This window comes from Pseudomonas sp. SZ57, from assembly GCF_009495975.1.
GTDB classification, from domain to species: Bacteria; Pseudomonadota; Gammaproteobacteria; order Pseudomonadales; family Pseudomonadaceae; genus Aquipseudomonas; species Aquipseudomonas syringae.
This window is the reverse complement of the sequence record NZ_WIBD01000020.1, coordinates 88,063-114,812: the sequence shown is the minus strand read 5'-3', so window position 1 is coordinate 114,812 and position 26,750 is coordinate 88,063. Positions and strand designations below refer to the sequence as shown.

Below are 26,750 nucleotides of genomic sequence, written 5' to 3'. Positions count from 1 at the left end.
CGGATGTCGACACAATAGCTTGCGTCGACATCCGGCCCTGTTTCACCGCTGCGTTGGAGAAACGTCAGATGAGGATCATTGCTCTTTGGTCAGATCCACCAGCGGCTCTTTGCGCACTTCGGTCTCGCGACCGTCCTGAATGTGCTTGACCTGCCCAAGGGCTTTGTCGACCGCGCCTTTGTCAGCCAGCAGGCTGTAGCTGATCTGGAACTGACGTTGCTCTTTCGGGGCAATGGTTGGCACCAGATTCAGCGGGCGCTGGAAGCGGCGGTTGTAGGAGAAGCTGGTCCCCGGTTCCAGTCCGGTGACGTAGCCCTGGCCTTTGGTGTCGGTGTTTTTCCACAGCGAGAACACCGGCAACTGCTTGGTATTGAAACCGACCGACACGCCCAGGCTGCCAGCCTTGTTGTGCAGCACGGTCAGCGTGTCACCCTTGGCATCGCCGTAAGGCACGATGTTGTAGACCGTCTCGTCGTAATCCGGCGTCGGCGCGCGGTAGGTCTGCCAGTCGCCGAGATCACCCTTGGCTTTGTCGTTGAACGGCGAGACCTGCTTGACCGGCGCTTCGAAACGCGCCCCTTGCTCAAGGAACGGCGTGCTGAAGTTGCTGTGGTACAGCGCCTGGTATTCTTTCGGGTAGTCGCCATTGTTGGTCAGCGTATCGTTGAGCGAAAAGCTCGTGCTGCCTGGCTCGGTGACCAGTTCGGTCTGCACCGAGAAGTCGACCTTCTTGAATGCCTGCTCCTTCAATTCGCCCTTGAGGCGGATCGCGTACGGCGGTTTTTCGTCGATCTGCAGTGTCACCTTGCTCGCCGGAATGTTGGCGGCACGGCCGTGCAGGGTCAGCAGCTCGCCGTTGTCCATCCCCGGATGGCCGACCCACTCATAGCCGCAGCGAGCTACCAACTCGTTGAAACCTTCCAGCCAGCCCAGACCGCCGCGGCCATTGAGCTCGATGAAGGCCGGATTGACCACGTCCTTGACCGGCGAATCCCAGCCCATGCGCACATCGCCGACTGACGCTTGCAGCACATTCATGCCACGGGTCGGGACGACTGACAGCTTCATCGTGCCATTGTCGATATCGATGATGCTCACGCCCTCCTGACGACCGCCATGCAGGGTACGCATCGTGACAGTGAACGGCTTGTCGGTCTTGACGCCCAGTTGCTGACTGGTGATCTGCTGATTCTGCGCAGCCTTGTCGGTGTCGAGCAGCACGTAATCCCAGGCAAACACACTGGAAGCGGCTGTAAGAGCGCCGAGGCCTACGAGCAGAGGAAGGGATTTCATGATGGTGGTCCTTCTGTAATTATTGGAATTATGGTGTTGCCTATCGTCTGAGTAGCCATTTAACGCCGAGTTAAACGATTCAGCAATGGGCTGAGTCCAGGCAGGGCGCTTTTCAGTCTCAATGGCACTGACTATGCGGAGTGCGACATTACTTTGGCCCCATCAAAGTGCCTCGCCGAGGGGCGAAAAGGTGACTTGAGTCGAACGCCAATCCACCTGATGTCGCAGAACCGCTGTGTGACGCGGAGCGTCACGAACTGCATTCCCAAGCGGAGCGCTCAGCGTTATACACAAGTTCTAGAATGCCCGGAATAAAGGACTTACAGGCTTCTGCCCGAAGGGCGTGGAAGTGAGCCGGGTGACGCTTCGCTTGTTCGCGAAGACGGTGTTTCAGTCGATGTATTCTCGGCGATTATGCAGCTCCCTTCGCGAACAAGTTCGCTCCCACGGCCTTCGGCCAGAATCAAAAGCAGACTTGTGTATAACGATGAGTACGGACGATGAGGAACGAGAGGTGCCTCGGTCAAACATAACCAGGCAGTTAAAGCACCGCTCATTGAGAGTCAGGTGACTGCCCCCGAACCTGATCGAGCCCAGGCCGCTCGGCTGCCGCCTCACCCAGCAACCGCTCGATCTGCGCATGCTCCCAGCCACTGAGCAAACTCACCGGATCAGTGCGCAGCCAGCTTTCGAACGAGCCTTCCCGACCCAGCGGACAGCGACATGCCCGACAGCGAGTCGGGCTGCCCTCAGTGACTTCCAGCGTCAGCAGCCAGCCGTCAATCTCGACCTGCTGCAGCCCGGAACCGGAGGGTGTGCCAAGAAGCATCAGCGACCGTGTACCCATCGCAGCATCCCGCAGTTGCTGATAAACCTCACGAGTCGTCAAAGCTTTCACAGGCATCACCCAATTCCATTTTGCTGAGTAAAGCACGATTCCGAATCGTGCCGGTTAAAGCAGACATGCGGAGCAGATACATCAAAAAGTCGACGGCGCACCAAACAGGCTTTCGATCTCGGGCCGGGTCTGGTTGATCGCGCCCAACTGCCGGATCAGCTCGGCCTGCCTGCTGCCGCGTACGCCAGCAGTGGTCATCAGCGCATCGCGCACATAGGTGTAGACACCGCTGACACCGAACGGGGTGATGTAACGAACATGCTCGCTGATGCCTTGGGTGATCGTCTTGAACTGCTCGCTGGCGTAATAGGTCCGGCGCGTCCAGGCCGATTCGAACACCAACTCCATCATGACGATATTCAGGCGCGACGCTTCGACCTCATGATTAACATCCGGCGCAGGCGGTGCAGGCTTGGCGTTGTCGTAAGGTTGTGCGAGGTGCAGGCGCAGTTTCAGCACAGCATCGGAACCCGCCATGTCGCGAGCGAGCTGCTCAATGGCTTTTCGGGCTGCAGGCAGGTCAGCGCTGGCGAGATGAAAGTGCAGATGCATCTTGTCCAGTGTGGCGGTTTCGTTGGGGATCGGGTCAGGCAGGCGATCCACCAGCGTGCTGGAGCCATCCGGTACGTCGTAGGCGATGGTTTCCTCGAACATGTTCTGCTCGTCTGAGAACAGCAGGGCGCTGGCATCCTTGAATTGTTTCTGCGCTTCGGCGGACAGAAAGCCGATCTCTACGCCACCATCCAGCAAGTAGCCCGGCAAGGCCTTAACGCCTTCGATGACCGGCCACAGGTGGCCGTCCTTTTCCCGAGTCAGGTGATGCTGGACATACCAGCCCAGGCCTTCAAGCCTGGCGCACAGCGGGCCATGAACGTCGCGCCAGTAGGTCGCGAACAGCTCATGGGGAACGCCCGTCTTGCGCAGCACGGTGGTGTAGGAGTTGATGACGATGTTTTCATCGCGAGCGGCATGGTTGCCCGAAAAGTGGCTGGCGGAAAATGCTGAGTTGGGCATGGAGGCTCTCTGTCATGAAGATATTCCTCTCAGGCGCCTCGCCGCCGAGGTAAGTTCAAGGAAACTTACCGGCGGACACCTCCTTGTGCTGCGATGCAGGGCGAGACGAACAGGTAACCCCGGTAGGCGCCGGCCAGAGTCCGTACCGACACGACCGACCACATCAGCGCCAGCAGCGCAACGAGCCACGTGCCAAAGACATCGAAGAAGCCCAGATGCAGGGTAGCGCCGAGTTTGAGCGTCGCCACTGCATACACGCCGAGTGGAAAGGTGAACGCCCACCAGCCCAGGTTGAAGCCGATGCCCTGTTTCATGTAGCGCGCCGTAATCAGCACGGCCAGCGCCATCCACCACAGACCCAGCCCCCAGAACAGCATACCGACCACCACACCGATGCCTGCTGCCACTGTGCCGATGGATGCGAGGCCGTGGGCGGCGAAGATGGCCGGGGCGTCGCTGCCCATCACCAGCATGCCCAGGGCGCCCGTACCGATGGGGCCGAGTGCCAGCCAGCTGGACGCGGCCATGCTTTCGTGGGGCAGTTTGTGCAACGCCAGGCGCAACAGCAGAATCACCAGAATGCTCAACGCCACGGGCACCGAGTAGGCCCAGAGTACGTAGCTGGTGATCAGCACGGTGAACTGCGAGTCAGCGGCCGCAAGATGCGTCGTCAGCGATCCCCCGCAGGCCGCTGCAACTTCGGCCGCCACCACCGGTAACAGCCAGACAGCGGTCATCTTCTCGATGCTGTGCTCCTGACGGGTGAACATCATGAAAGGGATCAGCACCCCACACGCCAGGGCCATCGCCACGTCCAGCCACCACAAGGCTTCGGCAACCGGGACAATGGCACTGCCCCAGCGCGCCGGCCCGAACACCAGCAGGCCGTTGATGAGGGTGGCCAGGCCCATGGGAATGGTGCCGAAGAACATCGACACGGTGGAGTGCCCGAAGACCTGACGCGCCTCATCGAAAAACAGCAACCAGCGGCTGGCGTACATCACGCTGAACAGTGTGAACAGGACGATGTTCAGGAACCACAACGCTTCGCCCAGCGCGCGCAGCGGGGCAGGGCTACCCGGCAGTTGAGCCAGCGCCAGCGACAGAATGCCGGTGCCCATGGTCACGGCGAACCAGTTGGGGGTGAATTGACGGATCGCCTCCAGTGGGCTGGTCAGCGCTGCGAAGGGGGCGTTGCCCTTGATGAGGATTGCGAGCCTGCTCATGACAGTCTCCTGCGGGTGATTTCGGGACGTGCCATCAGTCTACGGATCGACAGTCAATCTTCTAAACGGGTAATCTCTCTCATCGTTACCTGTTTTTCAGGTAGGTGCCCGGCGAGAGAACACGGCCTTGAGAATCAACCTGCGGCAATTACAGATTTTTTGCGCGATCACCCGCTGTGGCAGCACCACCAGCGCAGGCAGCGCTCTGGCGCTGTCCCAGTCAGCCACCAGCGCGGCATTGAACGAGCTGGAAAGCGCGTTGGGTACGCGTTTGTTCGACCGGGTGGGCAAGCGTCTGCTGCTCAATGACAGCGGGCAGGCACTACTGCCGCGTGCCATGAAAATGCTGGAAAATGCCCAGCAGATCGAGGACAGCTTTCTGTTGCCCGACGCGGCGTTGAATGCTCGCCTGCGCATCGGCAGTAGCAGCACCATCGGCAATTACGTTGTGCCACAGATCGTCGGGGCATTGCGCGGCTCGACGCCTCAGCTGCGAATCGATGTGGACATCGGCAACAGTGCACTGATCGCGCGCAAGGTCGCGCAGTTTGAAATCGACATGGGTCTGATCGAGGCACCCTGTCATCTGCCTGAGCTGATCGCCGAGCCATGGCTGGTCGATGAAATGCTCATCGTCGCCGGCAGCGCTCATCCGCTGGCCGGGCAGGAACACGTGTCGCTGGGCGAACTGCAGAGCGCCGAGTGGCTGCTGCGTGAGCAGGGTTCGGGGACGCGCGAAGAGGTCGAACACTTGCTGCTCAGGCATTTGCATGACCTGCAGGACATGCGTCAGGTAGGCAGCTCGGAAGCGATCATGCGCACCCTCGCGCAAGGCATTGGCATCAGCTGCCTGTCCCGTCGTGTGGTCGCCGACCTGCTGGCCAGCGGGCAGTTGCGCACGCTCGCCAGCCCGCTGCCGCCGCTCAATCGCCGGTTCTTCATGATCAGGCACCGCGACAAGTTCATCTCGCCGAGCCTGGAGCGCTTCAGGGAAGCCTGCCGTCAGGCCGCCGATCAGGCTGACACGTTGCGCCACGGCTTGAGCCACAGCGCCAGCCCGACCAGCAGTAGCGCGCCATAAACACAGCTCAGGCCCAGTTGCAGCCAGGTGTCGTGCAGCGGATGCAGCAACAGGGCGGCGATAGCCATCAGCAGGCTGGCCAGCAACCAGTGGCTGCGCCACGGCAAGACATGCAGCAAAGACTGGCGGCGCATCAGCAGCACGCCGGTGACCAGCGCGCCGCCCAGCGCGGCAAGGGCAATGCCTGTCAAGCCGAAGGCGAAGGGCAGTGCGCCGAGCAGCAGCGCATTGCACAGACTGCCGACTAGCTCGCAATTAAGTGGCAGGCGCGTGTCGCCGGCCGCGTAGGCATAGCGCGCCAGCAAGGCATTCCAGGCGCCGAAAATCAGCGGCACGGCAAACCAGGCCAGCAGTTCCGGCAGCGGCCCGCCCTGGGTCTGATTGGGCAGCAACAGTGTTACCAGCGCCCCGGCCGCGCCGATCAGCCCGGCCACCGCCGGCAGGGTCAGCAAGGTCGCGCTGCCCAGCCCGCGCTTGAGCAGCGACAGGCGCTGATCGCCGGCACTGCCGCTCATCAGGCCGAGCAGTACCTGATTCAGGCTCATCAAGGCAATCAGCGGCAGGTTGATCAGTTTGCGCGCCAGGTTGACCCAGGTCACCGCGCCTTCGCCGAGCAGCGAAGCCACCATACGCTCCAGCAGGGCAAGCCCCTGGCTGGCCAGGTTGCTGCTCAGCAGCGGGCCGATACGCTGCAACAGCTCGCGCATTGCGCCAGCTTCCGATTGCCACTGCCAGGGCCGCCAGCCCGAGCGATACAGGGCTGGCAACAACACACCCGGCATCAGCACGCTACCCAGCACGCACGCGCTGGCCAGCCCGGTCGACGTCGAGGCATGGCTGAACGTGGCGAGGTAGATGACTGGCGGCAGGTTGAACAGCAGCGAGCCGAGCCCGGCCAGCACGAAGCGCGAGCGAGCCTGTAGCGGTACGCAAAACAGCGCATGCAGCATGAACCCCGGCGCGCACCAGGCCAGCCAGCGCAGGCCGCTGGCAGCCTGCGCGTAGCCGTCGGCGTCCAGCCCCGGGCCGATCAAGCGCACCAGCCCCCCGGCGCTCAACAGCAGAATGACACTCACGGCCAGCCCGGTCAGCAACAGACGCGGTGCCATGCCTCCCAGCCAGCGCTGTTGCCGTTCAGCGGTACGCTGCTGATAAAGGGGCAGGGCAGCAGCGCTGAGCAAGCCCGCGGCCAGTGACATGCGCAGCGCCTCGGGGAGGAACATCGAAACCAGAAACGCATCGCTCTGGCTTCCGGCACCCCAGGCCGCCACCAATAGCCATTCGCGGGCAAATCCGGCAGCCAGACCGGTGAGGGTGGCCAGTGTCAGCCAAAGTGTCGATCCCAGCATCGCTTGCGCTTCTGATCAGTGAAACAAGGTGAACAGGCCTTTGCCGCCCACCTTGTACTTGAGGCCGCGAGCGCGCTCGCCCTTGATCTCCGCGTTCGGGCCACTGACGATGGCGTAGGGCGGAACCGGTTTGGAGACCACGCTGTTACCGCCCACCACGGCACCTTCGCCGATGTCGGCGCCGAACGAGAGCAGCGCGCGGCTGCAGATCCAGGCGTAATCGCCGATGAACACCGGCCCGCCTACCGCCCAGAATTCAGGCTCGTTGAGATCGTGTCCGCCGGCGATGATCAGCACATGTGAAGCGATGGTGACGTGATCGCCGATCACCAGGCCGCCGCGTGCGTCCAGCTGGCAGTGCCAGCCCACCGTACTGTCATCGCCGATGCGCAGGCTGTCGACGCCGAGCACTTCGGTATTGCGCCAGACCGTCGAGCCCTTGCCGATCTTCGCGCCGCCGATGCGCAACCACAGCAGGCGCAGGGTGTGGCTGGGGATCTTGCAGATGAGGATGTTGTAGGCCTGCTCCCAGGTCCGCAACATGCGGTCGCGCAGGGTCGGCCAGTTGATCCCGTACAGCGGAATAAGTGCGCCCTTGGTTTCGCTGGCCAGCAGCTTGTAGAAGCGTCGCGCCAGCGGGTGTTCGATTCTTGGCTCGATATTCAGGTAGCAGATGAACGACAGGGTGCGTTCCTTGATCCGCGTTTCAAAGCACACTTCGTTGTCCAGCATCCACTGGTAGGCGGCTTCCAGCTCGTCGAGCGGCACCGCCATCTTGCGCGCGTAATCGGGCAGCGCCTCTCTGAGATTATGAGAATGCAGCATGCGGTGTTTCATGAGGAGGCTCCCGGCTCGGGTGAGGCGTCAAGGTGTCTGGATGTGGTGTCGGGCATGGCGCGCAGGCGGCGGGTTTCGTGCAGGCTGATGCCGAGCAAGAGCCAGAACACTGCAACCAGCACACTGGTGAAGCTGAAGTAATGGTCGAACAGACCGCTGAACAACGCAGCCAGCACACCGGTGGTGCAGCCCAGCGCAATGCCGTTGTCGCGAGTCAGCACGACTCGGCCGCTTCCGGGGCGCACTTCCTTCCACCAACTGAGGGTGATGGCGATGAACAGCAGCATGCCGGGTATGCCGATCTTGTAGATGAAGTTCAGCCACAGGTTGGAAATGCCGAACTCTGTGTAGCCCAAGACCGGCGGGTCGGTCTTGAAACCGATGCCGAACGGGAAGGTGGCCACTGCGTCGGGGAAATGGCTGTATTCCAGAAAGCGAATCGCGGTACTGGCATCGTCGTCGCTGAACAGCCCCATCAGTCGGTCTTGCAGAGGCGGGTAGAACATCAGCAGAAGAATGCCGGCCACCATGCCACCCATCAGCAGCCGTCCCAAGTGCGGAATGCGTCGCCGGGCCATCAGCAGCATTACTGCGATCAGGCTCAACAGCGCGCCGCGTGAGCCGGTCAGCAACAGGCCGACCGTACCCAGTGCCGCCACCGCCAGGCCCAGCTTGCGGGCCGTGCCGCTGCGCGTCATGCCGAAGCAGAAGGCCAGCGGCAGTAGCATCGCCAGCGCACCCCCGGCCACGTTGGGGTGCATCCACGGCGAACCCATGCGGCTGGCGAACGAAAGCAGGCTCTCGCTCAACACGTCGGCACCGCTGTAGCCCAGGCTGCCGAGAATCGGAATGATTGCAGTGGCCGAGCCTTTGGTGACGTAGACCCCGATCGACAGCACCAGCAATAACAGCGTCCCGCCGAGCAGCGCGATGACTGCATTTTCCAACGTCTTGAGGTCGGTCAGCAGGCGTGGCACCAGAAACAGGATCGACAGGTTGAATAACCAGCGGACCCAGTTGATCGGGCCGTTACCCTCGGCGACGACGGTCAACTGGCCGACCAGAAACGGAAACGCACTGAACAGCATCAACGCCACCAGTAACCGTTCGGGGCGCAGCATGTGGGGCACACGGTGACGCTCCTGAAAGACTGCATGCAGCAGATAGCTGGCCCAGGTCAGCATGATCAGCGCTTCGGACACCGTGGTGCGAATGCCGATCTGAACCGTCGAGTAGGGCAGGAAGGTTCCGATCAGGCAGAACAGCAGCAGCCCGCGTACCGGCCGGCGGATGATCGTGGCAACCGCCACGATACCGATCGCTGCCGCCACCACGAAGGGCGCCGGCAGCATCCAGATCATCACGCCGAACAGCAGGCTGAACAGCAGCCCCAGGGGCAAGGCCAGTGGCATCAGCGCAATTCCTCCAGCGCCGCGTGCACGCGTTCGCAAAAGGCTTTCAACTGGTAGCGCTGCGTCCATTCTGTGGCAATCGCCGGATCCTCTTCGGCGGCCTGCGACAGGGTGCCCATCAACCTGATCAGATTACCGCTGTCGACCGGCGAAAAGCGCGGGCTGTGGGGCGGGGCGACTTCGTCCAGCGAGGAGCCCGAGGCCACTGCAACCGGTGTGCCGCTGTTCAGTGCTTCAATCACCGGCAGCCCGAAACCTTCACTTTTGGAGGGTTGCCAGAGCCGCTCGGCATGTTTGTAGACGGCGTGCAGTTCGGCGTCGCTCAGGCCGCTGAGCACATGCAGACCCGGTAACTGGCGCTGGGCCTCGGTCAGCGGATCATCGCCACCGACCAGTACCAGCTCCGGGGTATCGACGAATTGCATGCGCGCGGTCTGCCAGGCGTCCACAAACCATTTGATGTTCTTGCGCGGTTCGCGCGTGCCCACGCACAGCCAGTAACGCAGCGGCAGGCGCAGTTGCGCGATGTCGGCCGGCTCACCCTTGAAGGCTTCCACCAGCAACGGTATGACGCGCAGCTTGGCCTTGATCCTGGGGAACAGGCGCGCCGCTTCGTTTGCAGTGAATTGCGAAGGCACCCAGATCTGGTCGGCAACCTTCAGCGACCAGGCAATCGACAGGTAGTCGGTCATCCGGTAGAGCCTGGCTTTCAGTTGCGAACCGTGACTGTTGTGCTGCGTGAGCTGAAACAGATCGTGCAGTTGCAGTACGTAGCGCATACCGGCCGGTTTGCGCCCCAGCGGCAGGCCCATGTTGATATTGGCCACGTAGATCTGAATGCCGGCATCGCGCAGGGCTGCAGGCAGATACTGGCCTTCGAAGCGCAGGCGATCCGGCAGCCGATGCACTGAATTCAATGGGGCGGCCCAGCGCGGGGTATGCATCAGGCGGCGTACCGGATGATCGTAGGGGGCCACGCCGAACAGCTGCAATTGCACGTCCGGGTGTTCACGAAACGCCTGTTCCAGTGCCAGGTTCTGGCGTCCGATGCCGCTGGTGGGGTAACCGGCTGCGGCGCGGTAATCGAGTCCTATACGCATGAGCGCAATCCTTGCTTGGAGAACGAAAAGCGGGTGTAAATCACTTCCAGCTGAGCGGCGGAAACGGACCAGTCATGCCGGGCGCGAACATAGACGCGGCCGGCTTCGCCAATCTGCTCGAGCTGCAGTGGTTGGTCGGTGTATTCAGCGATCAGTGTCGCCAGCCCGGAGGTATCCTCGCTGCCCAGGTAATGTTCGCCATTGCGCACCGCCAGCCCGGAAACGCCCTGTGCGGTGGTCACCACCGGCAGGCCGGCGGCCATGGCTTCCAGGGTCTTGAGCTTGGAGCCGCCACCCTGGCGCAGGGGCGCGAAGAACATCGAGGCAGTGGTCTGCAAGGCACGCAGGTCAGGCACAAAACCCAGCCATTCAATGCGCGGGTCAGGCCAACGCTCGCGCCAGGCCGAAGGCATACCGAAGCCACCGATGGCAAAACGCACATGCGGTGCCAGGGCCCAGACCTTTGGCATGATCTCGTCCAGCGCCCATTCGATGGCGTCGACATTGGGGCCGTATTCATAGTTGCCGATGAACAGCAGGCGATGGCTGTGACGGTCCGCATGGACGCTGGCGTAATAATCGCAGTCGACACTGTTGACCACATAGGACGTAGCCCTGCCGCTCAGGCGCGAAAGTGCCTTGGCATCGTCTTCGGTGACCGCGATCAGCTCGCCGGTCTGGCGAAACACGCGGGTTTCCCAGCGCCGGTAGCGCCAGCGGTCATAGACCGCAAAGGCATTGGCCCAGCGTGGCAGACGGTCGTAGCTGGCGGCACCCAGGTCCGATTCGACATTGTGCTCGGTCAGCACAAAGGGTTTGCCGGAGCGCTTGAGCGCACGTTCGAAGGGCTGAAAGGCATAAGTGTGCTGCAACTGAATAATGTCCCAGTCCTCCTCCAGCAACTGTTCGAAGGCCTTTTCCAGTTGCGGCGCGTAGCCGTTCACGCTGGCCAGCATCGGTGGCGGTGCAAAAGCCACGGCCAGCACGGTACGCAGGCTGAGCAGCGGGCGGCGATCGATCACGATCAGGCGTTCCAGCCACGGCTCCAGTGCTGCGCGCGCGTCGTCGTCCAGCGGGTTCTTGGACTGCACCAGCAGCGTGATGCGATGACCGCGCGCTGCCAGGTTGCGCAGCAAATGGTATTCCCGGGTCTTGCCGCCACTGGTGGTGGGCCAGGGCAGGTAGGGGAGCGTCCACAGGATTCGCATGGCTCAGGGCTTCCATTCCAGAATTTGCAGAGTCGGCTTCAGCAGCAGGGTGACGCCCTGGCTGCCGGACAGCGGGGTGCGGCTACCGGTCAATGGGTCGTGAACCACCGCATCGGTGATAGCCGGAAAAGTCAGCGACGTGCCCGCCGCACTCCAGAACATAAGCAGATGCGTGCCATCTGCACGCGTCCACGGAACGGCATACAGGTCGTCCGGTACGCTGCTCACGGCTGGCGGCTCGGCGGGTAGCAGGCGCGGGCCGGTGATTTTCAAGAAGTTCTGCAGCGCGGTGTAGGCCGGTTTGGGACTGGCTTGCAGGTCAAGCAGCCCGTAACCCTGATCGCGGGCCGAGGCGCGCTCGTCCAGATCGCTGAGGTTGAACAGGAAGATGCGCTGGAAATCCATGGCGCTCATCAGCGCCAGACGTCGCAGCGTGTAGTCAGCCTGGCCGGAGGTGCCAATCAGGTGCTGCATTTCCACCGGGCCTGCATAGCTCGACCAGCCCCATTCTGTGGCCCACACCTGCTTGACGCCATTGCTGTGCAACAACTGGTTCATGGCATTGGCGCGCACCAGAAAATCGCGATCCGGTGTGGAATCGCCTTCCGGGTACTCGGAGTAGGGGTGATAAGCCGCGACGATATTCTGCTGGCCCAGGCCGTTATCGAGCAGGGTCTGCAGCATGTAGCCTGAGGTGCTGTGCATCTGGCTGTAGTAAGCCATGCCCGCAGTGACGATCGTCTTGTCCGGCAGGGCGGCGCGTATTGCGTTGGCAGTGGTGGTCAGCAAACGGCCATAGCCAGCCGGATCTTCTTTGGGCAGCCAGACGATGTTCGGCTCGTTCCAGACCTGCCAGTTATTGACCTGCGGATAGCGCTGGGCCAGGGCGGTCATGCGTGCGGCGAACACGTTGAAATCCGTCGGGGGATATTGATCGCGGCTCTTTGCATCGGCCGGCGCGCTGCTGGCGAAAGGCGCTGACCCGACCAGGTACGCCAGGGTGTTGTAATTATGCGCCTTGATCGCGGCCATGGCGGCGTCCAGCTCGGTCAGGGCGTAACGATCCTTTTGCGGCTCGATCACTGGCCAGTGAATGGTCAGTCGCACCCAGTTCAGGCCCAGTTCGTCCAGACGGCTCATCTGCTGTTGATAGATGTCCGGGGCAAAATACTGAAACTGTACGTTGACGCCCAGAAAGTCCGCCCAGACCACTTCGCGGGGAGCCTTGAGGATCGTTGACGCCTGCGCGGCACAGCTCAGCGCTGCGCCGAGCAGTACGCCGGTGACAAGTTGCCCGAATCTGGGTGGACGCTGCATGTCACTTCTCCTGGCAAGCCTGACGAAATACATCGTGAAAATGTTCTGCGGTATGGCTCCAGACCCGGGCCTTGCCCATCTGCGCAGCGTTATCGGCCCATTGCCTGACCAGTTCCGGTGTTGCGCAGGCGCGGGCCAGTGCTTGCGCCAGCCCGTCGACGTCGCCTTGCGGGTAGATCATGCCGTTGCCGTGCGAGACTTCTTCAGCAAACGAGCGTGCATCCGAGGTGATCACGCCTCGGCCACAGGCCACCGCCCACGACAGCGCGCCGCTGGTGCCGCGCAGCTTGCCGAGAATCTTCAGTTTGCTCGATTCGCGATAGGGCAGAACCATGACGTGGTGGGCCTGGATAACCTGCGAAATCTGTTCGGCAGGCAGGTCCAGCTGCCAGTCGATCAGGTCGACAAGGCCCAGTTGGCGGATGCGCAGCCGCAGTTGTTCCAGATAACTGCCGGACGGGCCAAAGGCCATTTCCGGCTCGCTGCCACCGGCCAGGGTCAGGCGCACGGTCGAGCGCAGCGCAGGCTGGGCAGTGAATACGCTGGACAGCGCATCGAGCAGGTCCTCGATACCCTTGCCGCGATAAATGAAACCGAAATACAGCAGGCGCAGCGGATTCAATGGCGGCAACGGCGCGGGGGCGATGTCGAGGTTGCCGTGATTGATGACCGCCATCTGCGCGGCTGTCAGACCCATGCGCTGGCGCAGGCTCTGACTGCCCGCCTGGGTCAGGGTCACCAGGCGGGTCATGTGTCGCGCCAGTTGCCGTTCTTCGCGCAGGCACAGCGGATCGGCCAGTACCGTGGCGATTTCCGGCAGCGGCGAGCGCATGCCGCTGACCATCGACAACGGCCAGGGCAGTTTTTCGCGCCGCCAGACCAGCCGCTCGGGATCGTGCACGGTCGCGGTCAACGGCAGCGTGGGGAAACGCCGACGCAGTGCGCGCAGGGCTTGAAACTCCGCCAGTCGCCCGCCGCCCAGTTCGGCGTGGACCAGATCAATGCCGCTCCAGTCGGTTTCGGCCACTCGCTGCTCTGCAGCTCGCGGATCGTTGCCGACGCTCTGCAGCGGTGTACTGACCTGCAGACCCAGGCCTTCAAGCGCATGCCGCAGATGTCCTGCGTAATCGGCGATGCCGTTCTGCTCGGGTGGCAGCGGCGCAAGCAGAGCTATCCGCATCAGCCTCGGCTCCCGATCCGCTTGAGGAAATTCAGGACCTTTTCAGGCACTTCGAAACGCCGACGATTGATGATGATGCCGTCGACTTTCTTGAACGCGGTGTTGAGGTTGTTCAGCGTGTCTTCCAGCATCGGCACGGTGGTGTCCTGGGCGCGAACCACCAGTACGATCAGGTCAGCCTTGCGCAGCAGCACGAAGGCGTCCTGATTCGCTGAAAGCGCCGAGGCATTGATCAGCACAATTTCGCCCGGAATCGCCGGACCGCGGCCCTCGGTGCGTACCCGATGGCCCTGTTCGGCCAGCAATGCGCTCAGCCGCGCGATCACGAACGACACGCCGGCGCCGTATTTGACCGAGGTGAAACCGATGGTCAAGCCGCGCTCGTCTACCTGGTCCAGCGGCAGAATGCCGTAGACCCGATGCAGATTGGAGGTGAAGGCCGCACTGCGTTCCTGAGCACGTTCCAGATCGGGGAGACTGGTCCAGACCGGAACACCAAAACTGCTCTCGATCTTGTCGCCGTCATGAATGCGCTGGTCCAGCAGGTAGAAGAAGTACAGCGCCACGGCACCGACCACAATACTCAGCGGGAATGCCAGAAACAGCATCAGCAGGCTTTTCGGGAATACCCGGCTGGGGTTGAAGGTCGCGTCCTCGACGGTCGCGATATTGCTGATCTGGCTGTTGTCGAGCTCACGGTCGATACGCGATTTTTCCAGGCTGTCCTTGTACAGCGCGTAGCTTTTCTCTGCCGCATCGAGCTCGTTTTGCAGGCGCGACAGTTCCGGTTCCAGATTCAATGCCTGTTGGCGGTCGCTTTCCAGCTGCGCGATCTGCGCGTTCTGCTGAAGAAGCTGGGTTTGCAGGCGTGCGTAGCTGGTCTGCTGATCGGCGTAGACGTTCTGCATGCGGTTGTAGATAGGGTTGGGCGTGATGCTTTCGGAACGCTGTACGGTGGCGTCCTGTTCCTTGAGCAGCTTTTTGAGGTTATTGATTTCTTCGTTGATGGCCCGAATCGGCGGCGCCTCTTCCTTGAACGAGCGAAGCATTTCCTGGCGTTCCACTTCCTTGCCGTTGATGCGGTTCTGCAAGTCCTGGCGATTGGGGTTGAGGGCCAGTTCGCGGCCTGCCGAGACGGTTTTGGGCTGCGCTGCCAGTTGTTTTTTCAGCAGGTCCAGACCTGCCTTGGTCGAGGCAATCGAGCGGGTGGTGTTGTTGCGCTCGGTGCGCAGATCGTTTAGCCCCTGCGAGGTGTCGGCCAGACGCTGGGAAATACTGACCGCGCTCAACTGGTTCAGGTAGTTCTGGATCTGCTTCTTGTACTCGATGATGTTCGCGCCAGTGGCCTTCACTTCCCCTTCGTAGAACGCATACAAGCTGACCCGGCCCAGCGTTTTGGTGCGCTGCGTCTGATACTCGGTGATCCAGGTCTTGAGCACGGTCTGCGCGATTTCCGGGTCGTTCCAGGTAAACCTCAGTTCCATCACCGACGAGCCGGGCTCATGGCTGACCTTGAAGTTTTTCTCCAGATCCTCGGCCAGACGTTCGGCCTGGGAGCGATGTTCTACCAGCCCGATGAATTGCAGAACGCTGCGCACGCCGTTGACCAGCGCTCCGACGACAGTCTTGATGCCGTTCTTCACCGAGGCCAGAACGCCGGTTTCAGGCGGCACCATGGACAACTCGGCGAGGTATTTCTCGGACACAGCACGCATGATCGGCCGCCCACTCAGCATGCGCTCCTCGTCAAGCAGCGGATCGCGCAGGCCGCTCGGTATCACGATGGCCTGACGATCCGACAACTCGATCGGCACCGTGCTGCTGTCGCGCCCCGGCTTGACCAGCAGCAGGGCGGTGGACTCATAGCGGTTGGGGAGCAGAAACGCGCCCAGAAGAATGATGACGAACGTCGCCAGCACGGTAATCCTGACTTCGCGCTGGAAGATGAACAGCAGGCGCAGCAAGTCGCGGAATGAGCGGATGTTGATCATGTCTGTTTCCCTGACAATTAATTGTTGTTGCGCAGCTCGTAATTCATGCCCAGGCCGATCGACTTCGCGAAGGGGATCAACTGGTTGAAATACAGGGACACGCCGTCAACCTTGTTGCCGACCGATGATTTGGGAACGAACACGATATCGCCGCGTTTCAACAGGACCGGTGCGCTAGGGCCACCGGCGCCGCCGGCCCAGAGAAACTTGCTGTAATCGAAGAAGTAAGTCTTGTAGAGGCCGTTTTCTTCCTGACGCAGCAGCGCGACCTGACCGGCATCGGCGTCGAGCGCCACGCCGCCCGCGCCGACAATCGCCTGTTCAAGGTTGGTGGCGACGTTGACCGGCAAAGTGACCGAGTTGCGCACCGCGCCGCCGACAAACACCGTGTTGCCCGGCGACTGGGAAATGTTGATCGTCAGCGCGGTCTCGCGGTAGACGTTCTGCAGCTTGCTTTCCAGCAGGTCGTTCAGTTGCTGGAGGGTCAGGCCCGCGGCCTTGACGGTGCCGATATAAGGATAGGAAAAGGTGCCGTCGTTGAGCACCTGAAACAGGGTCAGTTCATAGATGGAGTTGGCGGTAAACGCCGAAATCGACGGCGCCTCTCCGCTGTTGCGCACGATGCGCAGCGTATCGCCTGGGCGGATTCGCTCCGGCGGCAGTGGCTTGCCTGCCAGCGCGCGGCCCGCAGCCTGGCCGGCCTCTATTTGCGCACGGTCATCGGGCAGGCCCACCCTGGAAGGGGTATTGCACGCACTCAACAGCAATAAGCTGGCAATCAGCATCATGCTTTTCATTGGTCCTGAACTCCTGTCATGCACAAATACGGCTCCCTTGCGGGTAATAAATTCATGTTGGCGGGTCATGCCTGTTCCGGGTGCTGTCAATTGCGTGCCGTGTGGATCAAGCGGCGCGTGTTGCTGCGCCGATCAGCTCTTCACGGCCTTGTCGGGTACACGTCCATAAATGTCGGTAAAACGCACAATGTCGTCTTCGCCCAGGTACTCGCCGCTCTGCACTTCGATCATCACCAGATCGATGACGCCAGGGTTGACCAGACGATGCGTGTGGCCCGGCTTGATGAAGGTCGACTCGTTGGTATCGAGCATGAACTCACGCTCGCCGTTGGTGACACGGGCCATGCCGCTGACCACGATCCAGTGTTCGCTGCGGTGATGGTGCATCTGCAGCGACAGGGACGCCTGCGGACGAACCACGATGCGCTTGATCTTGAAACGCTTGCCCTCTTCGAGAACGGTGTAGGTGCCCCATGGGCGTGTGACTGTGCGATGCAGGCGGTAGGCATCATGGCCCTGGCGCTTGAGCTCCTGAGCGATGATCTTGACGTCCTGACTGCGGCGACCGTCAGCGATCAGCAAGGCGTCGGGGGTGTCGATGATGATCAGATTGTCCAGGCCGATAGCGCCCACCAGACGTTTGGGAGAGTCGATGTAGCAGTTGCTAACGTCGTGCAGCACGGTTTCGCCATTGCAGTAGTTGCCTTGAGCATCGCCGGGAGACAATTCACGCACCGCCTGCCACGAGCCGATATCACTCCAGCCAAGCTGGCAGGGCACGACGGCGACTTTTTCGGAGCGTTCCATCAGCGCATAGTCGATGGAAATGTCCGGTGTCAGGGCAAACGACTCACTGTCCAGCTCGACTTGCAGCTCACGGTTGCCTTCCTTGCGCGGGCTCGATTCCAGGCAGGCGCTGACCGCGCTCAGGACGTCCGGCGCATGCGTGCGCAGCTCGCGCAGCACGGCATCGGCGCGCATGCAGAACATGCCGGCATTCCAGAAATGCTCACCGCTGTCCAGATAGCCCTGTGCAGTGATCGCGTCGGGTTTTTCGACAAAACGGGCGACCTGACAGGCGTCGGCATTGAGTGCCGGGCCTTTCTCGATGTAGCCGAAACCGGTTTCCGGTGCGGTCGGCAGAATGCCGAACGTCACCAGCCAGCCCTCTGCAGCCAGCTTCTGTGCGGCGCTTACCGCTCTGGAGAATTCCGCCACGTCGGTGATCAGGTGATCGGCAGGCAACACCAGCAGTTGCGCCTCGTCGCCATACAGCTGGCTGACATGCAGGGCTGCAGCGGCGACGGCAGCTGCTGTATTGCGGCCGAAGGGTTCGAGGATGAAATCCAGGCGTGCATTGCCTTTGTTCAACTGGCGGTAGTCGTCCACTGTGCGGAAGTAAACTTCCCGGTTGGTCACCGTCAGCAGACGCTCGACGCCGGGCAGACCGACCGCACGCAGAAAGGTCTTCTGCAGCAGGCTCTGGCCATCGGGCAGGCGCATGAACGGCTTGGGCATGGCTTCACGCGAAACCGGCCACAGGCGAGTGCCGGAGCCGCCGGCAATAATGCAGGGAATGAGAGTGCTCATCAGTAAGCCTCACGGGTGAATAGCACTGCAGGCACAGTGCGCATAAGGATGTAGAGGTCGAACCAGACGGACCAGTTTTCTATGTACTCAAGGTCGAACTCGACGCGTTTTTCGATTTTTTCAACAGTGTCGGTTTCGCCCCGATAGCCGTTGATCTGCGCCAGTCCGGTAATGCCTGGTTTGACGCGATGCCGCGAGGTGTATTCCTTCACCGCCTGCTCGAACAGAATCCCGGCAGCCTTGGTCGCCGTGGCATGCGGGCGCGGCCCGACCATCGACATGCTGCCCGCCACCACGTTGAACAGCTGGGGCAGTTCATCCAGGCTGGTCTTGCGAATGAAGCGTCCGACCCGGGTGATTCTGGCGTCGCCGCGGGTGGTTTGCCGCTCGGCGGTTGCATCGGCCTGGTGCTGATGCATGGAGCGGAACTTGAACACTTCGATCAGGCGATTGTTGTAGCCGTAACGCTTCTGACGGAAAAACACCGGGCCTGGGGAGTCGAGCTTGATCGCCAGCGCGACCAGCAGCATCAAGGGTGACAGCGCCAGCAGTGCCAGCGATGACAGCACGATGTCTTCAGCACGTTTGATGAACGGCGACCAGCCACTGAGCGGCAGGTCAGAGGCATTGAACATCGGCAGTCGGGCGACTTCGGTGATGCGGTTGTGGGTGTGCCGGAAGGCAATCATGTCCGGCACCAGCAGCACGTTGACCGGTAGCCTGCGCAGTTCGCGGATGATGTAGTCCATGCGGTTTTCTGCCGTCCACGGCAGGGCGACCAGCACTTGAGTGACTTTCTCTTCGCGGATCAGTCGCTCCAGATCGTTGGTGTTGCCCAGCAGCGGCAGGTTGGCTACGGTCTTGGGCATGCGGCCGATACGGTCGTCGATAAAACCGGTCACGCCCGAACGAATGTCCTGATGTTCAAGCAGGTATTCGGCCAGGCGCTGGCCATTCTCCGTCGCGCCCAGAATCACCGCGTGCTGCAGGAAGACACCCTTGCGCATCTGATGCTTGAACAGCGTCAGCAGCAGCAGGCGAATGATGCCGAACAGCGCAAGGCTGGTCAGGTACCAGATCAGCAGTTCTTCGGGTGGCAGGTAGCCGAACAGGCCCATTGCCTGCTGCATGAACAGCAGCAGTCCGAACGCGGCGGTCCAGGCCAGCGCCATCGCGCCCATGCGCAGATCGTTGCTGAACAGCGCTTCGGAATAGACGCCCATGGCCTGAAATACCAGCACCCCGACAAAACCGAAAAACAGCAGCATGGTCAGGTAACTCTGCTGTGTTTCCGCGCCGCCATCCTTGATCAACAGCATGATCACCAGGCCCGGCAGTATGCAGGCGATGCCGTGAGCCAGGCGGATGCCGAAAAGAAAATATTCGACCAGGCTGGTGCGGGTCAGCGAAAGACTGTCGACGGGCTGCAACCTCATAGAAATCCCTTACTCCCTGTATGCGCCTGAATTCTGCTGATTCAGGACGTCTTTCTATTGTCTGCCTGCAACACCCGAAAGGTGTTTCTACGTGGACTGAGTCCAAGCGTAGCCAGTTACGCATCGTGCTGATGAGGAATCCAGATCGTCTTTTGTGAATAGCACTTTATGTATGTCGTCCCTGACCGGATTTTATTTAAGCCTTTTCAATCATTTGTGAAGGAAATTTCCCTCAGTTGAGGGTAATGCTGTCAGTAAAGCTCATGAAACGAATAGCGACAGTACAAAAGTGCTTCATTCATGACGCAGGCGTTGATCCGGACCGCCCGTTAAGTGGCTCTCGCCAGTGCCTGCGGGGCAAAACGAGCGGTTGCCAGGGTGAAAAAAATTTCCGCATCGGATGGGCTTTTTCCGACCGTCCGGGGTCACAGTCATGCGTCGTGCGAAATGTAAGCGGGCGCCGATAACAGAAAAGAGCGTCGCTCGCAGGTTTCAATTCGTAGGGTTCGGCAGAGGAGGTGTCATGACACAACGCAGGGCAATGCTCATTCTTCACGGTAAACAGGCGCTCAATGAAGACGTGCGTGACGCAGTGGCAGACAAGCGCAAGCAGGGCTGGGAACTGGACGTGCGACTCACCTGGGAGGCGGGCGATGCCCAGCGCCTGGTCAGCGAAGCCCTGGCGGCCGGGCATCGGCACATTGTCGCAGGTGGTGGCGACGGCACCTTGCGCGATATCGCCGAAGCCCTGGCATTGGCCGAAACCAAGGCCAGCCTGACTATTCTGCCGTTGGGGACTGCGAACGATTTTGCCCGTGCGGCCGGCGTGCCTCTGGAGGTCTCCAAAGCCCTGCAACTCATGGACGTGGCTCCGCGTGCGGTCGATCTGGGTGAGGTGGGCGGCAAGCTGTTCCTCAATATGGCGACCGGCGGGTTTGGCAGCCAGGTCACGGCCAACACGTCCGAGGACCTGAAGAAGGTACTTGGGGGCGCTGCCTATCTGTTTACCGGCCTGACCCGGTTCAGCGAGCTGCATGCGGCGCATGGTGAGCTCACCGGGCCGGATTTTCATTGGCGCGGTGACTTGCTTGCACTGGGTATCGGCAATGGTCGGCAGGCGGGCGGTGGACACGAGCTGTGCCCGACCGCGATGGCCGATGATGGTCTTCTCGACATCAGCATCCTGCCAGCGCCTCAGGAAGTGGTCGGCACGCTGAGGAGTCTTCTGGAAGGCGGGCTGGGTATCGACAATATGTTCATTCGCGCGCGTTTGCCGTGGGTAGAGCTCAAGTCCGCCCAAGGCCTGGATATCAATCTGGACGGTGAGCCGCTGTCGGGCGAGGACCTGCGTTTCGAGGCCCGGCCGGGCGCGCTTCAGGTGCACCTGCCAGCGGACTCGCCGTTACTGGGCGGTGCACCGAAGCTCAGTCGTCCAGACTGATAATCCGTTCGCGAACGCAAAACAGCACCAACCCGGCCACGTCGAATATCTGCAGGCGTTTCATGACCTGGGCGCGGTGAGTCTCGATGGTCTTGACACTCAGCCCCAGGCCATCGGCGATCTCGCGTGTGGACTTGCCGCGCACGATCAGGCGCAGGATTTCAAGTTGCCGAGCGGTCAGTCGAAAGCGCTCTTTCGCCGCCTGGGCCCGGTCCGAGGGTGTACCGCGCAGTGCGCACTCGATAACCATCTGAGCAATGGCCGGGCTCAGATAGCGCTCGTTGCCACGTAGCGCCTCCAATGCCTGTTCGAGTTCCGCAGCCGTCGTGTCCTTGAGCAGATAACCCTGCGCGCCGATGTCGAGCGCACGCATGATCATGTCCGGATCATTCTGCGCCGACAGGATCAACACCTTGCAGTGCGGTTGCACCTTCAGCAGGTGCTCAAGTGCAACCAGGCCGTCGATGCTTTTCATACAGATGTCGAGCAGGATGATGTCGGGCTTGAGGCGCTGCGCGAGACTCGCCAGTTGCGAGCCGTCAGCCGTTTCGCCCAGGATGGTGTATCCAGGCATGTCTGCAACCAGCGCTCGCACGCCGGCTCTGATAAGGGAGTGGTCGTCGACCAATAACAGATTGCAGGTCATTGTGATTTCTTGTGCAAATGAGACCGCTCAAACGTGTGTGCAGCCTCGGGTCATACTTGAATAGGATGTTAGCTGCAATAAAGACAATGAACGGAAAATGCTGACGTGACAACGCTGCCTCAATGACATCGCGATGTGACTCTCAACGGCCGGATGTGATCGAGTGTTATTGGCGGGTTGCATCTTTCGGCGAAGCCGATTGCGCGGAGACGCTGGCCAGTTTTTCCAGCAGTTCAAGCTGTTCGTGGTCGTCCATCGTCAGCTCGCCGGTATGCGGATCGAGAAGCTCGACTTGCCAGTACATCAGTGTCAGGCAGTTCTTGACGGCGAGCAGGGCTTCCTGAGAAAGCTCGTTGGCCTGGCCGCCGGTTTTCAACAGCTGGCACAGCTGACGGGAAAAATCGGCAATGCACGGCACTGGAACGGCTTCTGCCTCCTGCGCGAGCTTGCGCAGGGTGGTCAACAGGCAGCCGGTAGCGTCCTCATCGTTGGGGATCAGCTCCAGATGCGAAAGACATTCTTCCGACTTGTGCAGAAGTGCCTGAGACAGGCTCAGGAACTGGTCGTGCTTGTGCTGCCAATCGTTGTGGCTCAGCATCCTTTGTCTCCACTGATCATGGATAGCGAACTTCCGCCCGCGGCGAATGGCTGACAGTTAATGTCGATTTCAAACAAAAGTATGTAGGGCGTTTCTGAATGTTGCCAGCGCCACTCGATTGCAAGGATTGGGACGCGGACACAAATCAAACGCCATTCATGTAGTGAGAATGCCGTCACAATAGTGGCAATTAGATGTCGATCATATCAGGTTATCCCTGATTGACTTTTTGCGGATATTGGATCTGGTTTTGGTCGCAGAGAGGCACCGAGGCATTTTCGGTGCTGGTTTGGAGCTGCATTTGCGTGTCTTGAAAGCGACATCAGTAAAGCATGATGGTAAAATGACATCAATGCTTGAGAGTGGCCGTTCATCGCCATTAAGGTCCGGCTGATTTCAGCCGATACAGGCTCAACAGAATCAATGTGACCATCGCTTCAGGAGCTAATAATGGCAGGCATTCTCGACACAGTAGATCAGCGCACACAACTGGTGGGCGAGAATCGCCTGGAAATCCTCATGTTTCGCCTTGCCGGTCGGCAGTTGTTTGCGATCAACGTGTTCAAGGTCCAGGAAGTATTGCAGCTACCCAAGCTGACCCTCATGCCGCAACGCCACTCGTTTGTGTGCGGCGTGGTCAACCTGCGCGGCCAGACCCTTCCGGTGATCGACCTCTCCCAGGCCATCGGCATGCGTCCGCTGGTCCCGGGCCCAGGCAGCACGATCATCGTCACCGAATACAACCGATCGGTTCAGGCCTTTCTGGTTGGCGGTGTCGACCGCATCGTCAACATGAACTGGGACGCCATCATGCCGCCGCCCGTCAGCGCCGGTCGTCAGCATTACCTGACCGCGATCAGCAAGGTCGATGATCAGCTCGTAGAGATCATCGACGTTGAAAAAGTACTCGCCGAGATCGTGCCTTACAACGCCAAGGTGTCCCGCGAAAAGCTCGAAGACCCGGTGCTGGAAAACGCCCGTGGCCGCGAAGTGTTGCTGGTCGACGACTCCAAGGTTGCGCTGGCGCAGTTGCGCGACACGCTGTCTCAGTTGGGTCTCAAGCTGCACGTCGCCAGCGATGGTCTCAAGGCGCTGAACATGCTCAAGGCCTGGGCGGATGCAGGCGAGAACGTGCATGAGAAGCTGCTGATGGTGTTCACCGATGCGGAAATGCCGGAAATGGACGGCTACCGCCTGACCACCGAGATTCGTAACGATGCACGCCTGCGCGGTCTGTACATCGTCCTGCATACCTCGTTGTCCGGCAGCTTCAACGAATCGATGGTCAAGAAGGTCGGCTGTGACAACTTCCTTTCCAAGTTCCAGCCCGACAAGCTGGTCGAGGTCGTGCGCGAACGTCTTTTGATGATTGTCTGACGCCGCGCGCGATTCTTCATCGCGAGTGCCGCCGGCTCCGGTATCGGATAAGCTTTGCTGTCTGCAGCAAAGCTTATCCAGCCCTCAAAGGAATCGGCGCCCATGTTACGTCTCAGCTCGCTCTATCGTTTCCCGCTCAAATCCTGCAAGGCCGAGTCGATGCAGCGCGCATCGTTCGATGCGTTGGGGTTGGCGGGTGATCGACGCTGGATGCTGGTCGACGCCAGCAATGGCCGGTTCTTCACTCAGCGTGTGCTGCCGCACATGTCCCAACTGTCGGTATTGTGGAACGCCAGTGGCGGCGTGACGCTTTCGGCACCTGGCTTCGAACCCCTTGACGTAGCGGTTCCACTGAATATCGACCCGAATCTGCGTGGCGTCACCGTCTGGCGTGACTCGCTGCAGGTGCCGGATGCGGGCGATGAGGCGGCCGAATGGGTCAGCCGTTTTATCGGCAAGCCCACGCGTATGGTCTATCTGCCGGCGGAGCGTGCACGCTGGATCCCTGGCGGCTATCAGACGGTCAACGACCGGGTGAGCTTTGCCGATGGTTTTCCACTGTTGCTGATCGGTCAGGGATCGCTCGATGACCTGTCAGCGCGCATGGGCAGGCCGATGGAAATGCTGCGCTTCAGGCCCAATCTGGTGATCGAAGGGGCCGAGGCCTTTGCCGAGGATGGCTGGAAACGCATCCGCATCGGCGACATCGAGTTCCAGCTGCTCACGCCTTGCGCACGCTGCATCCTGACCACTGTCGACCCGGCAACCGGTGAGCGCAGTGCAGATCGGGAACCGTTCGCCACGCTCAAGACTTATCGGGAAGTGGAAGGCAACGTGCTGTTCGGTCAGAACGTGGCCAACGAGGGGGTGGGCGAGCTTGAAGTGGGCATGTCCGTCGAAGTGCTGGAGTAGGGGCGGGGACTGCCGTTGTCCGGCAGGAGTGCTGAGCGCAGCACTCCTGCCGACCGGTCACTGGTCGTCGAAGAACCGCTCGTGCCAGTCCACCAGAGGCTGGGGCGAGTTGAGCTTCTGGCCGTAGATCACCGAGTACGACAATACGTTTTGCACGTACTGACGGGTTTCATCGAACGGAATGCTCTCTACCCAGACATCGAAGGCCAGATGGTTGGCACCTTTAAGCCATTGGCGCACACGGCCCGGGCCGGCGTTGTAGGCCGCTGAGGCGAGCACCCGATTACCGTTGAACTGCGCATGCACCGAGCTCAGGTAGGCGGCGCCCAGCTGGATGTTGGTGTCCGGGTCCAGCACCTGCTGAGGCGAGGCCAGCGGGATGCTGTACTTGCGCGCGGTCTCCTTGGCAGTGGCAGGCATCAGTTGCATCAGCCCGCTGGCACCGACGCCCGAGCGAGCATCGTCCATGAAGGCGCTTTCCTGGCGCGTGATGGCGAACACCCAGCTCGAATGCAGGCCACGCACCTTGGCTTCGCGTACCAGCGTGTCGCGGTGTGCCATCGGGAAGCGAATATCCAGATCATCCCAGTATTGCGCCTGGCTGATGGTGCGGATTGCCGGGAAATACCATTGCATGTCGTAGGCCAGCTTGGCCTGGGCAACCATCTCGTCACGATTGAACAGGCGGCTCACGTGATACCACTCGCGCCGACCGTTGACGATCTCGCCGCGATCGTGAAACTCCAGCGCGCGACGCACGCCCGGCGTGTTGCGTACCTTGTTGATCAGCGCCTGGCTCAGCACCAGCGGCTTGTTGTTGAGCTGGTACGGGCTCTGGGTGCGGTCGGCAGCCAGAAAGCCGTAAAAGTCACGCTCTTTGGCGACATCCTTGTACAGCGCGGCAATCAGCGGGCTGTTGGGTTGTGCCAGTTCCAGAGAGCGGGCTTCCCAGTAACGCCAGCGATTGGTCGCTGCCAGATCCTTGGGCAGTCGGCGCGCGAGCTCATAGGCATCTTCCCAGCGACCCAGACGCAGCAGCAGGCGCAGGCGCCATTCGGTCACGGTGTCGTCACGCAATTCAGGGTCGTATTTGGTCATGACCTCCAGCGCGCGGTCGTCATAACGACGTGCCAGGGTCAGGCCGATTTCCTTGGCAATCTCGACCTGCTCTTCGCGGGAGAAATGCATGGTCGCGGCATAGCCATCGAGCATCGACAGGGCTTTCTGCGGGTCCTGCTTGGCGAGCCGGCGCAGGCCGAGACCGACCACGTCGGACATCGCTTCGTCTACCGGGGCAAATTGCGCCGGGTTGTTGACCATCTCGGGTTTCTGCGCGACAGCCAGCAGCAGGCGTCCTTGCGGTGCCAGCGAGTTGAGGCTGTCCACCAGCGTGCTGGCCAGACTGTAATTGCGCGTCTGCGCCGCCAGCTTGGCGCGCTGCCAGCGCTTCTGTTCGGTCAGCTGGCCGGCGGCCGCCCACTGGGCAAAGAAACCGTCACAGGCAGCGGGTAATGTCTTGCCGGTCATCCAGAGCTTTTCGGCACTGGCGAAACCTTCGGCGCGCTTGTTGCTGTTCAACTGGTACTGACCGTACAGGCAGTCCAGTTCGACGAACTTCATCTTCGGGTCGTAATACTTGACGAAGGTTTGCCAGTCGCCACGCTCGGCCAGCCAGCGCAACCAGCGCAGCTTCATCCAGTTGGCTTGCGGCAGGTCGCCGTGCTCGGCAAGAAACTTCTCGATTTCGGGATTGCTTGCCGTTTTCAGGCGCGCCGTCAGTTCGTCGTATTCGAGGTAAGGCTCCAGCGGATAGTCGGCCAGGGCCGTGGCGTACATCTGGTAGGGGCCGGAATCGCCCTTGGCCAGTGCGCGCTTGGCTTCGTCGTAATACTTGCGTTGTTGGTTGAGGTCTACCGCATGAGCAGTCTGGACGGCGGTGGCGGAGAGGAGCAGGCACGATAAAAAGCTGAACAAACGACTGCGCATGAGACTTCCGAGCAGATGAGTCGGTGAAAAGTATTGCTAGCTTAGCCTTTTGCCAGCTCTT

The 26,750-nt window shown here is 60.9% G+C and carries 22 protein-coding genes; 4 read left to right on the top strand and 18 right to left on the bottom strand.

The window, feature by feature from the left end:
* Positions 1-75: 75 nt before the first annotated feature.
* The 4 genes from GE543_RS18280 to GE543_RS18260 form a co-directional block, all read right to left on the bottom strand.
* Entirely contained in the window at positions 76-1,293 is a 1,218-nt protein-coding gene (locus tag GE543_RS18280; RefSeq protein ID WP_003412206.1) for an aldose 1-epimerase family protein, read from the bottom strand.
* 553 nt (positions 1,294-1,846) lie between these two features.
* Entirely contained in the window at positions 1,847-2,197 is a 351-nt protein-coding gene (locus GE543_RS18270) for a hypothetical protein (RefSeq protein ID WP_003412204.1), read from the bottom strand.
* Between the two features lie 75 nt (positions 2,198-2,272).
* Positions 2,273-3,205 (bottom strand): hypothetical protein, encoded by a 933-nt coding sequence (locus tag GE543_RS18265; protein ID WP_153222062.1) that lies wholly within the window; start codon positions 3,203-3,205, stop codon positions 2,273-2,275.
* A gap of 65 nt (positions 3,206-3,270) precedes the next feature.
* Positions 3,271-4,431 (bottom strand): TDT family transporter, encoded by a 1,161-nt coding sequence (locus tag GE543_RS18260; protein ID WP_153222061.1) that lies wholly within the window; start codon positions 4,429-4,431, stop codon positions 3,271-3,273.
* A 127-nt stretch (positions 4,432-4,558) separates the two neighbouring features.
* Here GE543_RS18260 and GE543_RS18255 point away from each other — a divergent pair, with 127 nt between their 5' ends.
* Positions 4,559-5,512 carry a LysR family transcriptional regulator gene (locus tag GE543_RS18255; RefSeq protein ID WP_153222060.1) on the top strand — a complete coding sequence of 318 codons (954 nt, stop codon included), beginning with the start codon at positions 4,559-4,561 and terminating at the stop codon, positions 5,510-5,512.
* Here GE543_RS18255 and GE543_RS18250 read toward each other — a convergent pair.
* The 11 genes from GE543_RS18250 to GE543_RS18200 form a co-directional block, all read right to left on the bottom strand.
* Positions 5,446-6,861, bottom strand: coding sequence for a lipid II flippase MurJ (locus tag GE543_RS18250; protein ID WP_153222059.1), 1,416 nt, complete (start codon positions 6,859-6,861; stop codon positions 5,446-5,448). The two genes, GE543_RS18255 and GE543_RS18250, sit on opposite strands and share 67 nt — an antisense overlap.
* Before the next feature lie 15 nt (positions 6,862-6,876).
* Complete coding sequence (locus tag GE543_RS18245; protein ID WP_003417689.1) at positions 6,877-7,698, bottom strand: acyltransferase; 822 nt, start codon at positions 7,696-7,698, stop codon at positions 6,877-6,879.
* On the bottom strand, positions 7,695-9,110 hold the full coding sequence (locus GE543_RS18240; RefSeq protein ID WP_046237200.1) for an O-antigen ligase: 1,416 nt from the start codon (positions 9,108-9,110) through the stop codon (positions 7,695-7,697). Before GE543_RS18240 ends, GE543_RS18245 begins: the two co-directional genes overlap by 4 nt.
* On the bottom strand, positions 9,110-10,210 hold the full coding sequence (locus GE543_RS18235; protein WP_153222058.1) for a glycosyltransferase family 1 protein: 1,101 nt from the start codon (positions 10,208-10,210) through the stop codon (positions 9,110-9,112). Before GE543_RS18235 ends, GE543_RS18240 begins: the two co-directional genes overlap by 1 nt.
* Complete coding sequence (locus GE543_RS18230; RefSeq protein WP_153222057.1) at positions 10,201-11,418, bottom strand: glycosyltransferase family 4 protein; 1,218 nt, start codon at positions 11,416-11,418, stop codon at positions 10,201-10,203. The genes GE543_RS18235 and GE543_RS18230 overlap by 10 nt, the downstream gene beginning before the upstream one ends.
* A gap of 3 nt (positions 11,419-11,421) precedes the next feature.
* Positions 11,422-12,735 carry a cellulase family glycosylhydrolase gene (locus GE543_RS18225; protein WP_003417685.1) on the bottom strand — a complete coding sequence of 438 codons (1,314 nt, stop codon included), beginning with the start codon at positions 12,733-12,735 and terminating at the stop codon, positions 11,422-11,424.
* A gap of 1 nt (position 12,736) precedes the next feature.
* Positions 12,737-13,915, bottom strand: a complete 1,179-nt coding sequence (locus GE543_RS18220) for a glycosyltransferase (protein WP_153222056.1) — start codon at positions 13,913-13,915, stop codon at positions 12,737-12,739.
* Positions 13,915-15,906: an exopolysaccharide transport family protein gene (locus GE543_RS18215; RefSeq protein WP_003417683.1), complete on the bottom strand. Its 1,992-nt coding sequence runs from the start codon at positions 15,904-15,906 to the stop codon at positions 13,915-13,917. Before GE543_RS18215 ends, GE543_RS18220 begins: the two co-directional genes overlap by 1 nt.
* Before the next feature lie 17 nt (positions 15,907-15,923).
* A complete protein-coding gene (locus GE543_RS18210; RefSeq protein ID WP_153222055.1) occupies positions 15,924-16,703 on the bottom strand; it encodes a polysaccharide biosynthesis/export family protein in 780 nt (259 codons plus the stop codon).
* Positions 16,704-16,835: 132 nt separating this feature from the next.
* Positions 16,836-18,293, bottom strand: a complete 1,458-nt coding sequence (locus GE543_RS18205; RefSeq protein WP_003412181.1) for a mannose-1-phosphate guanylyltransferase/mannose-6-phosphate isomerase — start codon at positions 18,291-18,293, stop codon at positions 16,836-16,838.
* Positions 18,293-19,729 (bottom strand): undecaprenyl-phosphate glucose phosphotransferase, encoded by a 1,437-nt coding sequence (locus GE543_RS18200; protein ID WP_003417681.1) that lies wholly within the window; start codon positions 19,727-19,729, stop codon positions 18,293-18,295. Before GE543_RS18200 ends, GE543_RS18205 begins: the two co-directional genes overlap by 1 nt.
* A gap of 523 nt (positions 19,730-20,252) precedes the next feature.
* Between GE543_RS18200 and yegS the strand changes: the two genes are divergently transcribed.
* Positions 20,253-21,170: a lipid kinase YegS gene (gene yegS / locus GE543_RS18195; RefSeq protein ID WP_046269254.1), complete on the top strand. Its 918-nt coding sequence runs from the start codon at positions 20,253-20,255 to the stop codon at positions 21,168-21,170.
* Here the strand turns inward: yegS and GE543_RS18190 are convergent.
* The gene (locus GE543_RS18190) at positions 21,154-21,816 is read right to left on the bottom strand and encodes a response regulator transcription factor (protein WP_046269255.1); all 663 of its coding nucleotides are present in this window, start codon (positions 21,814-21,816) and stop codon (positions 21,154-21,156) included. The genes yegS and GE543_RS18190 overlap by 17 nt on opposite strands.
* Positions 21,817-21,982: 166 nt before the next feature.
* Entirely contained in the window at positions 21,983-22,414 is a 432-nt protein-coding gene (locus GE543_RS18185; RefSeq protein WP_003412175.1) for a hypothetical protein, read from the bottom strand.
* Between the two features lie 450 nt (positions 22,415-22,864).
* Between GE543_RS18185 and GE543_RS18180 the strand changes: the two genes are divergently transcribed.
* Complete coding sequence (locus GE543_RS18180; protein ID WP_003315817.1) at positions 22,865-23,791, top strand: chemotaxis protein CheV; 927 nt, start codon at positions 22,865-22,867, stop codon at positions 23,789-23,791.
* Between the two features lie 102 nt (positions 23,792-23,893).
* Positions 23,894-24,703, top strand: a complete 810-nt coding sequence (locus tag GE543_RS18175) for an MOSC domain-containing protein (RefSeq protein WP_153222054.1) — start codon at positions 23,894-23,896, stop codon at positions 24,701-24,703.
* A gap of 57 nt (positions 24,704-24,760) precedes the next feature.
* Here GE543_RS18175 and GE543_RS18170 read toward each other — a convergent pair whose 3' ends face one another.
* Positions 24,761-26,689, bottom strand: a complete 1,929-nt coding sequence (locus GE543_RS18170; protein WP_003417678.1) for a transglycosylase SLT domain-containing protein — start codon at positions 26,687-26,689, stop codon at positions 24,761-24,763.
* Positions 26,690-26,750 lie beyond the last annotated feature (61 nt).